This window comes from Pseudomonas sessilinigenes (assembly GCF_003850565.1).
Taxonomy (GTDB): domain Bacteria; phylum Pseudomonadota; class Gammaproteobacteria; order Pseudomonadales; family Pseudomonadaceae; genus Aquipseudomonas; species Aquipseudomonas sessilinigenes.
The window spans coordinates 911042-925744 of the sequence record NZ_CP027706.1 but is presented as its reverse complement, the minus strand read 5'-3'; the positions used below and the strand labels follow the sequence as shown (position 1 = coordinate 925744).

The 14703-nt window shown below is 60.3% G+C and carries 11 protein-coding genes and 1 tRNA gene; 1 reads left to right on the top strand and 11 read right to left on the bottom strand.

What is annotated here, in order from left to right; all coding sequences use genetic code 11:
• Nucleotides 1-1101 precede the first annotated feature (1101 nt).
• The 3 genes from ampE to C4K39_RS04175 form a co-directional block, all read right to left on the bottom strand.
• Nucleotides 1102-1938, bottom strand: coding sequence for a regulatory signaling modulator protein AmpE (ampE, locus tag C4K39_RS04185; RefSeq protein WP_124345722.1), 837 nt, complete (start codon nucleotides 1936-1938; stop codon nucleotides 1102-1104).
• Nucleotides 1935-2495, bottom strand: a complete 561-nt coding sequence (gene ampD / locus C4K39_RS04180) for a 1,6-anhydro-N-acetylmuramyl-L-alanine amidase AmpD (RefSeq protein ID WP_068585425.1) — start codon at nucleotides 2493-2495, stop codon at nucleotides 1935-1937. The genes ampE and ampD overlap by 4 nt, the downstream gene beginning before the upstream one ends.
• Nucleotides 2496-2558: 63 nt before the next feature.
• Nucleotides 2559-4787, bottom strand: coding sequence for a DUF1631 domain-containing protein (locus C4K39_RS04175; RefSeq protein WP_124345721.1), 2229 nt, complete (start codon nucleotides 4785-4787; stop codon nucleotides 2559-2561).
• Between the two features lie 363 nt (nucleotides 4788-5150).
• Here C4K39_RS04175 and nadC point away from each other — a divergent pair, with 363 nt between their 5' ends.
• Complete coding sequence (gene nadC, locus C4K39_RS04170) at nucleotides 5151-5999, top strand: carboxylating nicotinate-nucleotide diphosphorylase (RefSeq protein ID WP_124345720.1); 849 nt, start codon at nucleotides 5151-5153, stop codon at nucleotides 5997-5999.
• A gap of 63 nt (nucleotides 6000-6062) precedes the next feature.
• Here the strand turns inward: nadC and C4K39_RS04165 are convergent, their stop codons facing one another.
• The 8 genes from C4K39_RS04165 to infB form a co-directional block, all read right to left on the bottom strand.
• Nucleotides 6063-6359: a DUF6388 family protein gene (locus C4K39_RS04165; protein WP_031320853.1), complete on the bottom strand. Its 297-nt coding sequence runs from the start codon at nucleotides 6357-6359 to the stop codon at nucleotides 6063-6065.
• A 434-nt stretch (nucleotides 6360-6793) separates the two neighbouring features.
• Nucleotides 6794-7315: a hypothetical protein gene (locus tag C4K39_RS04160; protein WP_124345719.1), complete on the bottom strand. Its 522-nt coding sequence runs from the start codon at nucleotides 7313-7315 to the stop codon at nucleotides 6794-6796.
• A gap of 454 nt (nucleotides 7316-7769) precedes the next feature.
• A tRNA-Thr gene (locus C4K39_RS04155) sits at nucleotides 7770-7845 on the bottom strand.
• Nucleotides 7846-7973: 128 nt separating this feature from the next.
• Nucleotides 7974-10079, bottom strand: a complete 2106-nt coding sequence (gene pnp, locus C4K39_RS04150) for a polyribonucleotide nucleotidyltransferase (RefSeq protein WP_068581177.1) — start codon at nucleotides 10077-10079, stop codon at nucleotides 7974-7976.
• A gap of 198 nt (nucleotides 10080-10277) precedes the next feature.
• On the bottom strand, nucleotides 10278-10547 hold the full coding sequence (gene rpsO / locus C4K39_RS04145) for a 30S ribosomal protein S15 (protein ID WP_060837491.1): 270 nt from the start codon (nucleotides 10545-10547) through the stop codon (nucleotides 10278-10280).
• 140 nt (nucleotides 10548-10687) lie between these two features.
• Nucleotides 10688-11605 (bottom strand): tRNA pseudouridine(55) synthase TruB, encoded by a 918-nt coding sequence (gene truB / locus C4K39_RS04140; protein ID WP_068581174.1) that lies wholly within the window; start codon nucleotides 11603-11605, stop codon nucleotides 10688-10690.
• 3 nt (nucleotides 11606-11608) lie between these two features.
• The gene (gene rbfA, locus C4K39_RS04135; protein WP_068581172.1) at nucleotides 11609-12010 is read right to left on the bottom strand and encodes a 30S ribosome-binding factor RbfA; all 402 of its coding nucleotides are present in this window, start codon (nucleotides 12008-12010) and stop codon (nucleotides 11609-11611) included.
• A 159-nt stretch (nucleotides 12011-12169) separates the two neighbouring features.
• Nucleotides 12170-14683, bottom strand: a complete 2514-nt coding sequence (infB, locus tag C4K39_RS04130; RefSeq protein ID WP_068581169.1) for a translation initiation factor IF-2 — start codon at nucleotides 14681-14683, stop codon at nucleotides 12170-12172.
• Between the last annotated feature and the right edge of the window lie 20 nt (nucleotides 14684-14703).

Below are 14703 nucleotides of genomic sequence, written 5' to 3'. Positions count from 1 at the left end.
GGAATTTCAGGGTGCTTTCGTTGAGCTGGTAGGTCTGGGCCATCAGCGTGCTGGCCTGGTCATAGAACGCCGGCCAGGGCGCCTCCAGGGTCTCGGCCATCACCACCTGCTCTTCGAACAGCTCGCTGGCCTGCTTGAGGCTGGCCTTGCTGGCATTGGCCACGCCGTCGAGGGCATCGTGGGCGGCACGGCTGGAGCCCAGGGCATCCTGCAACTTGAGGCCATACTCGGCCTGGAGTTTTTCGATCTGCACCAGCAATTCATCGAAACGGGTGCTGGAAGACGAATTGAGAAAGCCCTGGCCCAGGGAGAAGGCCCCCATGGCCCGCCCCTCGCCCAGGGTCTGGGTGACCTGTGGGGTGATACTGGTGATCAGTTCGCTGAGCTGGCGGATATCGCCCTGGCCGTCACGGCTGAGACCCGACTGGCTGGCGATGATCTGGCTGAACAACTGTGCACTGCTCAGCAGCTTGCCGATCAGCCCGCTCTTGTTCAGCAGCGAATTCTCCACTTGCTGGGCCTTGAAGGCTGCGACCAGCTCCTCGCGCTTGGCGTTGAAAACCTCCACCTGCTGGGGGTCGGCAGTCACGGCCTGCATGGCTTGCAGGCGCTGGAGCACGGATTGTTCCAGGGCGACGATCCTGCTCTCCAGGTCCCCTGCCTTGCCGGACTGGCCGAGGCCGGCGTTGATCTGCACCAGGTTGTTGAGGGTTTCCAGATCGCGGCGCAGGGCCAGGCTACTGCCCAATAGATCGAGGCTTTGCAGTTCGATCCGGGTGCCCTGGAATTCGCGATAGGAGTCGCGTACCAGGTAAAAATTGGTCACCAGCATGGGCACAAAGAACAGCACGCTGATCAGGCTGAACTTCATGCCGAAGCTCAGGCGATTCATCAGCGCTATGGAGGGATAGAGCAAGCTCTTCACAAAGAATTCTCCCTTTCTTTTATTTTTATTGGCAGGCAGGCGAAGGCAGCAGATAGCCACTATTCGGCGCTCCGTCTGTATAGCGTAATTTCGGGGGAGGTTTTGTAACTTAAAGTTAACCGCGCCGGGACCAAGCCCGTTGGGGGTGGCGAGGGAGGATTCCCTCGCCAGGTGCCTCAGAGCAGAACGGTGTACAGGGCAAAGCCGGCATACCAGAGCACGGCGGCGCGCAGCAGCAGCTCCCAGATGCGATCCAGGCTGTTGATGCCCTCGGGGCCGGTGACCGGTGCCGGGATTTCCCCGGCCACCAGGCCGACCTTTTCCACCAGTTGTGCGGCACTGATATGCCAGTTGAGCAACTCGTGGAGCATCACTCGGCCCACGGCGACGAAGTTGCCCACCAGGGCGAAACTCGCCGCCAACAGGCGCACCGGCAGCCAGTCGAAGGCATGCCGCAACTGCGCGGCACGTTCCACCAGGGCCGGGCTCTTGCCATGTTCGGCGGCCAGCGCCAACAGGCGATAGCTCAGGGCCGCCACCGGACCCAGCAGGAAGTACCAGAAGATCACCGCGAAGAAACTCTGGTAGGCCTGCCACAGCAGGTGGCCCTGGACCCGTTCCAGCAACTGCTCGCCGGAGTCGGCGCAGATGTCCAGGTCGCGCTTGGCCACATGCAGCGCCGCTTGCAGGTCTTCACGTCGCCAGGCATCGCGGAAGGGACCCAAGCCACCCAGCAGGTCGCCCCGCCCCAGGGCATAGATCACCACCAGCAGGTGCACCGGCAGCGCCAACAGGCCATAGGCCAGCGGTTGCAATACCAGCAACAACAGGCCGAGCACCACCGCCGGCAGCAGCACCAGCAACGCCAGTTGCCCCCAGGGATGCCCGGCCGTGCGCGGACTCGACTCCAGTCGTGCCAGGCGCGTCAGCCACCAGCCGTCGCGCTGCACTTTCTGGCGCAGGGCCGAGAACTTCTCGATCCACACCGCCAGCAGCAACACCAGAAAACTCATGGTCCTTCCCCCTCTTCCAGGGCGACACGATAGCGCGCCCAATCGAAAGCCTGGCCCGGATCGGTCTTGCGTCCGGGCGCTATGTCGCTATGGCCACAAATCCTGTGTGGCGTGATGGCGCTGAACGCCGCCTGCAATTGTCCGGTCAACAGGCTCAACGCCTGGTATTGGGCATCGGTGAATGGCAACTCGTCGGTGCCTTCGAGCTCAATGCCCAGGGAAAAGTCGTTGCAGGTCTCGCGCCCTTCGAAACTCGACACCCCGGCATGCCAGGCCCGGTCCAGGCAGGAGACAAACTGGGTGACTGCGCCGTCACGCTCGATCAGAAAATGCGCGGACACGCGCAAGTCGGCGATCCCGGCAAAATACGGATGCTCCGTGACATCGAGGCGATTCTGGAAGAATTCCTGCACCTTACCGGTGCCGAACTGCCCCGGCGGCAGGCTGATGTTATGAATCACCAGCAGCGAGATCTCGCCTGCCGGACGCTCATTGAAATTGGGTGACGGGCAGTGACGTACGCCATGACACCAACCCGTGGCAGGGTCCAGCCGCATACCGATTCCTTCAACTAAAGCCTTGAGAAGCCCAGTATGCCGCGATCCCTACCCTGGTTGCGATCACTTGCCGTGATTGAGTCGCCGCAGATTGCCAATCACCGACTCCAAGGCGCGATCGAACAACAGGGTGTCGTCCAGGGTACGTACCGCACCACGCTGAAATTCCAGGGCCAGGCCCATGCGCGTGCGCTCCAGCACCTTCATCCCGGTGCGATTGACGAACACATACTTGGCCACGGGATGGGGGACGACCGCCGCCAACTTGCAACGCAGGACGCTGTCTTCATCCTCCTGGAACTCGACCCAGGCCCCCAGGCGCAACTGATCCACCACCTGCAGGCTGGCGTCATTGGCCGGCAGCGCCAGGGGAGCGGCCTCCAGCGGGCCTTCCTCGGCACTGGGCAGGACGATCTCCTGGGCCACTTCGACCATTCCCGTGCCTGTGGGCGCCAGGCTGGACACCTGTGGCTGCACCTCCCGGGCTTGATGCTCGAAGGCCTGCAGGTGCAGCAGCTCCAACTGCGCGAAGAATTCGCTAGCGGCAAACGGATCGAACGCCGCGCCGCTCAAGCCCTCGCGCAGGCCCTTGAGCAAACCCGGCACCACCGCCAGCAAGCGCATGGCGGTGTCCGGCTGGGCATGTCGCTGCACGCTCCAGATCAACTGCTCCATGGTGTGTTCGCCAGCCCGCCATTCCTGCGACTCGTCACCGTGCTTGAGGTAGCTGAGCAGCAGTACCTGGCTCCAGGTATCCCGGACGAAGTCCACCACTGCCTGTGGCAGCACCTTGCCCAGCAACGCGGTATTGAGCGCCTGCTCCACCCGGCGTCGGGCCAGCTCCGCCTTGGCGCGACCTTCTTCGGCGTCGCGGGTGCGCTGCTCCAGCAGTTCGGCTCGACGTCGCTCGTCGGCGGTAAAGGCCAGGAAGTCGGCCAGCAGCTCGGAAAAGATCGCCGGATCGTCGGTGAACTCGCTCAACAGGCGCTGCACCACCTGCTCGATACGCAGGTACAGGCTGTCGCGCTGATGGTCATCGCAACTGCCCCAGCCCATGGCGGCAGCGGCAATCTCATTGAGTAACCGCCGGGCCGGGTGGCTGCCGCGGCTGAAGAAACTCTTGTCCAGTACCGCCACCTTGAGCATGGGGATCTGCAAGCGCCCGATCAGCGCCTTGAGCGAATCCGGCAGGTTGCGATCATCGAGGATGAACTCGAACAGCATGGCGATCAGGTTGATCACATCTTCGTCGGCCACATCCACGACCCGGGATTTACCGCTCTTGACGCTGACCCGGGTCAGCAGCTGTTCGAGCTGGTTACGCAGGTCGAAGTCATCCTGGACGCTGGGGGCCGGCACGTATTGCTGCAGATGCGACAACAGCCGCAGCAGGTCGCGGGTGGAGATCGGCTGGGTTTCGGCGCTGGCCTCCAGGGTCGGCGCCACGCTACCGCGCACGTGGAGCAGCAACGTCTGCAAGGCGGCGAAGACTTCCTGGACACTCTCGTCGAAGGGATGCTGCCCGGCCTTGCCTGGCCCGCCTGGCCCGGCCTCGCTCTGGATCTCGGCCCGGGCACGGTCCGAGGCCCGGCGGGCGGGAGCAGGAAGCAGGTCCGGGAGAATGCCGGTGGCGATCAGCAGTTGATTGGCCTCGGCATAGAGTTGTTCGGCATCGCTGAGCACGTAGCGCTCGAAAAGCTTGAGGATGATCAGCTTGACCTTGATCCCCACCCCCAGGTTGCGTCCGGCCTGCAGGAAGTAGTCGCAGAGCATGGCGGGCCCCAAGGGGTTTTCAGCGTCGGCCAGACGCCGCCCCAGCAGCATCCCCAGGCGTGTACTCAGGTGGCCCAGGGCAAAACCGCTGCGGTTGAGCACCTTGGCCACCATGGCATCCACGGCCACGGTTTTTTCCAGGTCGTCATGGCTCGGCTGCAGGTTCGGGTCATAGGAGGCGGCATGGGCGATGACCTGGGCCGGGTCGTACTGGACCAGGCAAGCAAAGGCCTCGAAGAACTTCTCGAGGAAGCCGCGCTCGATGCTCTTGCGTTTCAACCGCAGGTCGCGCATGGCCTCGAACAGGATGTTCTGCTCGACATTGTTCTGCGCCCGGTCGGCCATCTCGAACAGGGTATCGTCGGCGTTATCGAACAACTCCTGCAGGCCGTGGCGCAATTGTTGGGCAGCCTTGTCACGAACCTGAAGCAGAATCACCGGCAGGCGGGCGAGCGGCGAGGTCGTCGCTTGATCTGTAGCGACCTTGTGCAAAGGCACTACATTCCCGTCGTTGTGCATCCAAGCCTCCTGCAAAGGTGTTTCTTCGGTTCGATATCAAGGTTCTGCCGAGCCGCTGACGCTCACAGCCGGCTCTGAGCGGAGGCACAAATGCACTCCACTGCACTTCATGTAAGGGGAAGCCAAAGACACGTCAAAGCTATGACGTCAATTACAAGTCGCATTATCTTGTAAAACTCCCCTGTTGCGCCAGCAGACTCTGTCGACTCCTCGGAAATAACCCTTAGGTTTCTAGGAAAAATCTCTCATCTATTCAGACAAAGCGACGAAACACAGGTTCGGCCTGGGCTGGCCGGATTAGCCGCCTTGGGTTCGTCGATCCCATGCCTCTATAATCGGCGCACCTTGTTTGTGGAGTCCGTTATGCCGAATCTACGCCTCGCCGACCTGACCGCCGAAATCGAAGCCAACGTGCGCCGTGCATTGCTGGAAGATGTCGGCAGCGGCGATATCACAGCGCAATTGATCCCGGCCGAGCGGCTGGCCAAGGCCACCATCATCACCCGCGAAGCCGCGGTGATCAGCGGTACCGCCTGGGTCGACGCGGTGTTTCGCCAACTGGACCCAAGGGTCGCCGTGCATTGGCAGGTGGCAGACGGTGAACGGGTGGTCGCCAATCAAGTGTTGTTCCACCTGGAAGGCCCGGCCCGCTCGCTGCTCACGGGTGAACGCAGTGCCTTGAACTTCCTGCAACTGCTGTCGGGGGTCGCCACCCGCGCTCGCTACCTGGCGGACTTTGTCGCCGATACCCAGGTCAAGCTGCTGGATACCCGCAAGACTCTCCCCGGCCTGCGCCTGGCACAGAAATATGCAGTCACCTGTGGCGGCTGCCACAACCACCGCATCGGCCTGTATGACGCCTTCCTGATCAAGGAAAACCATATCGCCGCCTGTGGCGGTATCGCCCAGGCCGTAAGCTCCGCCCACAAGATCGCCCCGGGCAAGCCGGTGGAAGTGGAAGTGGAAAGCCTTGGGGAATTGAAAGAAGCGCTGGCGGCGGGAGCCGACATCATCATGCTCGACGAGTTGAGCCTGGACGATATGCGCGAGGCCGTGCGCCTGAATGCTGGCCAGGCCAAGCTCGAGGCCAGCGGCGGGATCAACGAGAGCACCTTGCGTCCGATCGCCGAGACTGGCGTGGACTACATCTCCATCGGCGCCATGACCAAGGACGTGAAGGCCCTGGACCTGTCCATGCGCCTGAGCCTCTGAAAACGGCGGCGGGCTTGGCGACAAGCTTCAAGAAGCGTTCTTGAAGCTGGTCGCCGCTAATGCTCAATCGTCGATTTCGTTGAGTTCCAGGTAGTCCTGAAGATCCATGCCCAGTGCTTCGGCAACCTCCTGGTGCACTTCCAGGCGCATGGCCTTCAGCTCCTCGGGTGTCTCGGCCACCAGGTCGAGCACCAGCTCCCACGGCTCGATGCCGCGAGACTCCGCCTCGTCTTCAAAGGCCCATTGCGCCTGCTGCTTCTGCTCCTCAGGGCTCAGGGCACTGATTTCTTCTTGCAAGGAAGGCGTGGCAGCCAAGTACCTTTCAAGCGCTACGTCGATTCTTGCCTCTTTAGGAATCATCTCGTTCTCTCTGATCTTGGGAATGGAAATGGATCGGGGTCGCTGGGATCTCTGGGCCGCTCGATTCAACCGGCCTGCAGAGCCATTCGGGATCATCTGAAAACAGCATGCTGGTACTCAGACAGGGACCGAATATAGGGGCTTTGGCCCACGATTTATATGACCTGATGCACCCATTGCAGAAAAATCGGAGGTTTTGCGGAGCATCGCCAAACACCAGCCCACCAGAACCTTGCGAAACAGGATTTCGCAGATCCCGCCAAAGCGATGGGCTCTATCGGTGTTTCAAAGAGAGTAATGCCCGTCAGTTAAGCGAGGTGGTCCCCTTTAGGAGCAGCCGGTCGACGCTTGTTAACGGTAGCGCGCATCGCGGGCAAGCCTCGCTCCTACAAGCGTCTTGACTGATCGGCATTAGCCAATCAGGACCACAAGAATCAACCCGTTACCGCTGCTTTTCTCAAGCAAGCGCCTGCCTGCCCGACTTCGATAAGGTCTCTCAGACGCTCAAGGATATCGACCTCCTTCACTTCCCCATCCTTGTTGATAATCATCTTTTCCTTGATCAGCCAAAGATGCCCTTCCTTGTTTTGATTGGGGATTACGGTAACGACGATAGTAAAGTCCGGATTCTCTGGAGGAACCCCGTACACCCTGGCTTTGCTGAAATTGAAAGTGAGCTGATTATCATCATTGGGCGAGACGTCTTGCGCACTGACAACAGGCAGCCCGGCGTTTGCCGCCGCTGGCAACGTGGCGGAATACATCACACGCCCCCAACTCACCTGTTTGGTTATCTCAAGAAGATAGTGTTCCAGGTCTTTCGTACTCACTGGAGTCGCGCACTCTTCGCCTTCAGTGGCGAAGTATTGCCCCTCGAACTCATAGGAAGGCCCTTTCTCACAGCCTGCAAGCAACAGCGACACCACACCGAACACAGCCAACTTCCACTTCTTCACACCGGACGCTCCATGATTCCTGGCTGTCATTATGCGTAATGCCCCTAGCGGCTACCATCCACTTCATGACCAACCCGAGCATGAACAACCAAGTCCAAAGCTCATCGAGCTACAAAGTGCATAACCCAATAGCATTGAACAAACTGCGGATCCCAGTACGTGATGCCGGTTAAGTACAAGCAAACGCTTAGTTGATGTATTTGTTTCTGGCTTATCGGCATCTGCAACATCAGACGCACTTCAACAGGCAACTAGAAGGCGCTCAACTGAATTGAGCAGGAAAGCTCTGGAGCTTACAGAGCAAGCTATGACGACCATTTAGCATGGTTTTTAGATATAACCTGCGAACTCGACATATTGGCTGAAGCGGCCTGGTGATGTTTTGTAGTTCGGTGTCTTTCGAGGGTGTTCATTTAGGGGCGTAGGCAGTCATGAACTGCCCTGGCTTGCTCTCTGGTGCCGGAGACAGGAATCGAACCTGCGACCTTCGCGTTACGAGTGCGCTGCTCTACCGACTGAGCTACACCGGCGTGGGCTAAACCTAGCACCGGCGCCTGGGGCGCGCCAGGCAAGAGGGCAAAGAGATATCAAGTGCAGATAGCAAAACGCCCCGAACCAGTCGGGGCGCTTGCTTGTTCAGCGTGAGGCTAAAGGGAGATTAAACGCCCGAAGCCTTGGCTGCTGCCACGTCCTTGATGGACAGCTTGATACGGCCGCGGTTGTCCACGTCCAGTACCAGCACTTCCACTTCCTGGCCTTCTTTCAGGATGTCGGTGACTTTCTCTACGCGAGCGTCGCTCAGCATGGAGATGTGCACCAGGCCGTCCTTGCCCGGCAGGATGTTGACGAAGGCGCCGAAGTCGACGATGCGCTCAACCTTGCCGACGTAGATCTTGCCGATCTCGGCCTCTGCGGTGATGCCCAGGACGCGTTGGCGAGCTGCCTCTGCCGCTTCCTTGGTTTCGCCGAAGATCTTGATCGAACCGTCGTCTTCGATATCGATCGAAGCCTTGGTTTCTTCGCAGATCGCACGGATGGTGGCGCCGCCTTTACCGATGACGTCACGGATCTTGTCGGTGTCGATCTTCATCGCGATCATGGTCGGAGCATTGGCCGACAGCTCGGTACGCGACTGGCCGATCACTTGGTTCATCTGGCCGAGGATGTTCAGGCGAGCTTCCAGGGCCTGGCCCAGGGCGATCTCCATGATTTCTTCGGTGATGCCCTTGATCTTGATGTCCATCTGCAGCGCGGTCACACCCTTGGCGGTACCGGCTACTTTGAAGTCCATGTCGCCCAGGTGGTCTTCGTCACCCAGGATGTCGGTCAGGACGGCGAACTTCTCGCCTTCCTTCACCAGACCCATGGCGATACCGGCAACCGGAGCCTTCATCGGTACACCGGCGTCCATCAGGGCCAGGGAAGCACCGCAGACCGAAGCCATGGAGCTGGAGCCGTTGGATTCGGTGATTTCCGATACTACGCGGATGGTGTAAGGGAACGAGTCGGTGTCCGGCAGCATGGCCTGGACGGAACGACGGGCCAGGCGGCCGTGACCGATTTCACGACGACCAGCACCACCCATGCGACCACATTCGCCTACCGAGAACGGTGGGAAGTTGTAGTGCAGCATGAAGGGGTCTTTCTTCTCGCCTTCCAGGGTGTCCAGCAGCTGTGCGTCACGGGCAGTACCCAGGGTCGCAACGACCAGGGCCTGGGTTTCGCCACGGGTGAACAGGGCCGAACCGTGGGTCTTGGCCAGGACGCCAACTTCGATATTCAGAGGACGTACGGTACGAGTGTCGCGGCCGTCGATACGTGGCTTGCCGTTAACGATGTTTTCGCGAACGGTGCGGTATTCGATCTCACCGAAAGCGGCCTTGACGTCGGAAGCCGATGGCTGGCCTTCTTCGCCGGAGAGCTTGGCGACCACTTGGTCCTTCAGCTCGCCCAGGCGGGCATAACGGTCGGCCTTGACGGTGATGGTGTAGGCCTGGGAGATGGCGTCGCCGAACTCGGCGCGGATGGCACCCAGCAGCTCGGTGGCTTCGGCGGCAGGCGCCCAGTCCCAAGTTGGCTTGGCGGCTTCGGCGGCCAGTTCCTTGACGGCCTTGATCACCGATTGGAATTCGTCGTGGGCGAACAGCACGGCGCCCAGCATCTGGTCTTCGGTCAGTTCCTTGGCTTCGGACTCAACCATCAGTACCGCTTCTTCGGTACCGGCTACGACCATGTCCAGGCTCGAAGCAGCCAGTTGCTCGTAGGTTGGGTTCAGCAGGTAGCCGGTGCTTTCGTGGAAAGCGACGCGGGCAGCGCCGATCGGGCCGTCGAAAGGAATGCCGGAGATGGCCAGGGCAGCAGAGGTACCGATCATCGCAGCGATGTCCGGATCGGTCTTCTTGCTGGTGGAAACCACGGTGCAGACAACCTGCACTTCGTTCATGAAGCCTTCTGGGAACAGAGGGCGGATCGGGCGGTCGATCAGACGCGAGGTCAGGGTTTCTTTCTCGGAAGGACGGCCTTCACGCTTGAAGAAACCACCAGGGATCTTGCCGGCGGCGTAGGTTTTTTCCTGGTAGTGGACAGACAGAGGGAAGAAGCCTTTGCCTGGATCGGCTTGCTTGGCACCGACTACGGTCACCAATACGCTGACGTCGTCGTCAACGGTGACCAATACTGCGCCGGAGGCCTGACGGGCGATACGGCCAGTCTCGAGAGTGACGGTCGACTGACCGAACTGGAATTTCTTGATTACCGGGTTCACGGTGTCCTACCTTCTTTGTGGCTCTTGGGGAAACTTGTGTTCTTGCGAAATTCTTGGGCAACGGTGGGAATCGGCCCAGCCTTTATTGTCCAGGTAAAACTACAGCCCAGATAAAACTTGAGGCTGGAAGCCTGCCATACGCCGGCGGAAAAACCGCTGACGCATGGCAAGCAACCAACCTCATAGCGCAATCGCTGATTAGCGACGCAGACCCAGACGAGCGATCAGGGTGCTGTAACGGCTCAGGTCCTTGCCCTTCAGGTAGTCCAGCAGCTTACGACGCTGGTTTACCATGCGGATCAGGCCACGACGCGAGTGGTGGTCTTTACCGTTGGCCTTGAAGTGACCTTGCAGCTTGTTGATGTTGGCGGTCAGCAGTGCAACTTGCACTTCTGGCGAACCAGTGTCACCAACAGCTTGCTGGTAGTCGGTTACGATCTGAGCTTTTTCTTCAACGCTGAGTGCCATGTGGGCATTCCTTATATCAGGAAACTGTTCAAGAACAGTTTCAACAGGCCAGGGACAAATCCCTGTATCAAAAAAAGAGTAGTGACCGTGCCTGCTGACAGCCACACTCGCCAACCTGCTGTGACACAGGCTGGTTTCGGTCACTCTGACCGAATCAGTCGACGCGGCGCGATGCGCCCGTCTTCGCTCACTTCACCGATACCGATGAAGCGACCATTGTGATCCTGTACTCGCACCATGCCGAACTTCGGCGCATCGGGGGCACGTACCGGCTGGCCATTGAGCCAGTAGAACGCACTGTGCTCCGAGAACTGCAGCAACGGCCAATCCAGCAGGCCACTGTCCGATGGCATCAGGAAACGATCCACCGCTTCGTTACCACCTTCGGCATGCACGGCCTCGAGCTCTTCCAGGGTGACCGTCTGGGCCAGGCTGAAAGGTCCGGCCTGGGTCCGTCGCAGTTCCGCGACGTACGCACCACAACCGAGTTTCTCGCCGATATCCTCCACCAGGGTACGGATATAGGTGCCTTTGCTGCAATCCACCGCCAAGCGGGCGGTGTCGCCTTCACAGGCGAGCAATTCCAGGCGCGCAATAGTAACAGAACGCGGTTCACGCTCCACCACTTCCCCTGCACGAGCCAGCTTGTAGAGTGGCTGGCCATCACGCTTGAGGGCAGAGTACATGGGGGGTATCTGTTTGATTTCACCACGAAATTCCGGCAATACCGCTTCAATATCGGTACGACCAACGGTCACCTCGCGGGTTTGCAGGACCTCGCCTTCGGCATCCGCCGTGCTGGTGGTCTTGCCCAACTGCATCAGGGTTTCATAACCCTTGTCGGAATCGAGCAGGTACTGCGAGAACTTGGTGGCCTCTCCAAAGCACAACGGCAATACGCCGGTGGCCAGGGGATCGAGGCTACCGGTGTGCCCGGCCTTCTCGGCATTGAGCAACCAACGGACCTTCTGCAACGCCGCATTGGAGGTAAACCCCAGGGGCTTGTCCAGCAGGATGATCCCACTGACATTACGACGGATACGCTTGACCTGAGCCACCGCTTACTCCTTGGTGTCTTCAGGGGCGGAGGCGTCGCCATGCTGGCTGTCTTCGGCCACGGCACGCTCGATCAAGGCCGACAGGTGGGCACCACGGGCCACGCTCTCGTCATAATGGAAGTGCAATTGCGGCACGCTGCGCAGCTTCATTTCACGCGCCAGTTGCATGCGCAGGAAACCTGCCGCCGAGTTCAGCACCTTGATGCTCTGGGCGATCTCTTCGGCACCTTCCTGGCCCATCACGGTGATGAAGATCTTTGCGTGACCGACGTCACGACTGACTTCCACGGCGGTGATCGTCACCAGGCCAACACGTGGGTCCTTGACTTCACGGCGGATCAGTTGCGCCAGCTCGCGCTGCATCTGGTCACCGATACGTTGGGTACGGCTGTATTCTTTTGCCATGTCTTGCTACCTGTTACTGCCTCACGGTGAAACCCGTGTGGTCTGAAAGCGGCAAACGCCCGGCCTGGAAAAAACCAGACCGGGCGTTGCGTTTAGAGCCCGCCAGCGATGCCGTGCATTTGCATGCAGCGATCCATCGGGGCTCTTGAAGTGCGCGAGTTAGAGGCTGCGAGCAACCTGGACCTTCTCGAAGACTTCGATCTTGTCGCCAACCTTGACGTCGTTGTAGCTCTTGACGCCGATACCGCACTCCATGCCGGCACGCACTTCGGAAGCGTCATCCTTGAAGCGGCGCAGGGATTCCAGCTCGCCTTCGAAGATAACGATGTCTTCGCGCAGTACGCGGATCGGACGGTTACGGTGCACGACACCTTCGATGACCATGCAACCGGCGATCGCACCGAACTTCGGCGAGCGGAACACGTCACGAACCTCGGCGATACCCAGGATGTTCTCCCGGACATCACTGCCCAGCATACCGGTCAGGGCTTTCTTGACGTCTTCAATGATGTCGTAGATTACGTTGTAGTAACGCATATCCAGACCTTCCTGCTCGACGATCTTGCGCGCACCGGCATCGGCACGCACGTTGAAGCCGAACACGACTGCATTGGAGGCCAGTGCCAGGTTGGCATCGCTCTCGGTGATACCACCGACGCCGCCGCCAACTACACGCACTTGCACTTCGTCGTTACCCAGGCCGTTCAAGGCGCCTTGCAGGGCTTCCAACGAACCACGGACGTCGGACTTGAGGACGATGTTGAGCGTCTTCTTCTCTTCCTGGCCCATGCTTTCGAAGATGTTTTCCAGCTTGCCAGCGTGGGCACGAGCCAGCTTGACTTCGCGGAACTTGCCTTGACGGAACAGGGCAACCTCACGGGCCTTCTTCTCGTCAGCCACCACGCTCATCTCGTCGCCAGCATCCGGAGTACCGTCCAGGCCGAGGATCTCGACCGGAATGGCCGGGCCCGCTTCCTTGATCGGCTTGCCGTTCTCGTCGAGCATGGCGCGCACGCGGCCATAGTTCGAGCCGACCAGCACCATGTCGCCTTGACGCAGGGTACCGTCCTGGACCAGCACGGTAGCCACCGGGCCGCGGCCCTTGTCGAGACGGGACTCGACCACCACACCACGACCAGGGGCCGAAGGGGTTGCGGTGAGTTCCAGTACTTCGGCTTGCAGCAGGACGGCTTCGAGCAGGTCGTCAACGCCGGTACCCATTTTCGCGGAGACTGGAACGAACGGAGTATCGCCACCCCAATCTTCCGGCGTCACGCCATGGGCCGCCAGTTCGCTGCGAATGCGATCCAGGTCGGCACCCGGCTTGTCGATCTTGTTCACCGCGACCACCAGCGGTACGCCAGCAGCCTGGGCGTGCTGAACGGCTTCGACGGTCTGAGGCATCACGCCGTCGTCCGCCGCGACCACCAGGATCACGATGTCGGTGGCCTTGGCACCACGGGCACGCATTGCGGTAAACGCGGCGTGACCCGGGGTGTCGAGGAAGGTGACCATGCCGCGCTCGGTTTCTACGTGGTAGGCGCCGATGTGCTGGGTAATGCCACCGGCTTCGCCCGCGGCCACTTTGGCGCGACGGATGTAGTCCAGCAGCGAGGTCTTACCATGGTCAACGTGGCCCATTACGGTCACGACCGGAGCACGGGCAACAGCCTCACCTTCAAACTTCAGGGACTCGGCCAGGGAATCTTCCAGGGCGGTGTCGCTGACCAGGGTCACTTTGTGGCCCAGTTCTTCGGCTACCAGCTGGGCAGTTTCCTGATCCAGTACCTGGTTGATGGTGGCTGGAGTGCCCAGCTTGAACATGAACTTGATGACTTCAGCGGCCTTGACCGACATCTGCTGGGCCAACTCGCCCACAGTGATGGTCTCGCCAATCTGTACGTCACGGATAACCGGCCCTGTCGGGTTCTGGAAACCGTGGGCATTACGCTTCTTCAGCTTGCCCTTGCTGCGACCGCCACGACGGAAACCGTCGCTTTCTTCATCGGTCGTGCGGGGCGCGACGCGAGGCGCCGGAGCCTTTTCCTTGACCGAAGCACGGTGCGGAGCGTTCTTGCGCTCACCATCGCTGCCACGACGGCTGTCGTCGTTACGGGTTTTGTCCGGACGGCGAGGCTCGTCTTTCTTACGGGCTTCCACTGCTGGTGCCGGGGCCGCTGCTGGCGCCTCCTGCACACGCTCGGCCGCGACAGGCGCAGGAGCGGCTACCGCCTCGACAACAGGCTCGACAACCGGAGCTGGCTGGCGACGTGCCTCTTCTTCGGCGCGGCGCTTGGCTTCTTCTTCGGCCTTTTGACGGGCAGCATTCTCTACTGCGCGACGTTCTTCCAGCTCACGCTGGCGCTCGGCCTCGATTTCTTCGGGGCTGCGCTGTACGAAGACTTTCTTCTTACGCACTTCAACGCTGATGCTCTTGCTGCCAGCGACACGCAGGGTACTGGTGGTCTTGCGCTGCAAAGTGATCTTGCGTGGTTCTTCCACCTTCGCCTTGTGACTGCTCTTCAGGTGAGTCAGCAACGATTGCTTCTCACTGTCGCTCACATGTTCCTCGGCGGCGGTGTGCGGCAGACCTGCCTCACGCATCTGCTGCAGCAGGCGCTCTACCGGTGTTTTGACCTCATCGGCCAGTTGTTTCACCGTGACTTGCGTCATGCACTTCTCTCCTCAGGCCG